This window comes from Flintibacter muris (assembly GCF_943192995.1).
GTDB classification, from domain to species: Bacteria; Bacillota; Clostridia; order Oscillospirales; family Oscillospiraceae; genus Lawsonibacter; species Lawsonibacter muris.
This window is the reverse complement of sequence record NZ_CALPCP010000125.1, coordinates 1-1,019: the sequence shown is the minus strand read 5'-3', so window position 1 is coordinate 1,019 and position 1,019 is coordinate 1. Positions and strand designations below refer to the sequence as shown.

1 protein-coding gene is annotated in these 1,019 nt (G+C 60.5%); it reads right to left on the bottom strand.

Annotation, left to right across the window (positions count from 1 at the left end):
* Positions 1–909, bottom strand: a 909-nt coding sequence (locus tag NFS22_RS23625; protein ID WP_251320064.1) for a phage portal protein, incomplete at its 3' end; no start/stop codon positions are given.
* Between the last annotated feature and the right edge of the window lie 110 nt (positions 910–1,019).

Here is a 1,019-nt window from a genome sequence, read left to right as displayed (position 1 = left end):
CTCCCCCTCAGCGTTCTTGATGACCAGGACCGTGTTGTGCACGTCCTCCTCCATCTGATTGGCAAAGGTGGAGAGGATGTCATTATAGGCATCCTGCAAGCACTTCACCCTGGACAACAGGGGGATTTCATGGTGGGAGCTCTTAAAGCACACCAGGGGGATGCGGTCCCAGTTGTACCCCTGCTCCTTGCCGGTGTCCGGGTCCTCCGCCGTGATATAATCGCCGGAGTGCCCGTCCGGGTCAGGCTCCAGGGTGCCGTCATCCCGGCGGATGAAACAATCCACGCCGCCGCCGTGCATGACCTCAACCTTGACCACGGCCTTGGCCTGTTCGCTCTCATCGTACTCCTCCACCACATAGATGTGGACGGCGGCGTCCAGGATGGTGTGGTCAGCGTCCGCCCAAAAGGGCAGGACCTCATCCGCCGGGAAACGCTTAAAGGCCAGCGCCCCGCCCTCATAGTAGGGGTAAAGCCAGGCCTTGCCGCCTATCCAGGCACCCTCTCCCACCGTCCGCATCGTCCGCCGGAAACGGGCCCCCAGCACCGTGGCCAGGGCCGCCGCATAGTCCTTGCGCTCCGTGTCGAGAGAAAACGGGCGGCCAAAAGAGTAATTGGTCTTTTGGTCCACCATTTTTGAGTACAGATTATTGACCAGGCGATTATTGGGCAGGTGGGTGAGCTCCATGGGCTTGCCGTCATCGTCCAGCGCCATCCGCCTCCGCTTGAGCACGTCCTGCTGGCCGTCATAGTAGACCTCAGCGGTGAGCTGCCGCTTGCGCTCAGGAGAGGCCAGCCATGCCGTGATTTCCAGCTCCAGAAAGCGCTTGTCCGTCATACCACGCCGGAAATTGGTGGCCGTCCTGGCCACGCAGTCATCCCGCAAATTCAGCACTACCACGTCAGTCACCTCACAGACATCCCGCCCGTTTCCAGGCGTCATAAAGTTTCGGGCCTTGAATGGCCATCCAGTCCACCATTTCCTCATTGGTGGGCCAGCTTTCCGGGCTCATCCCGTTC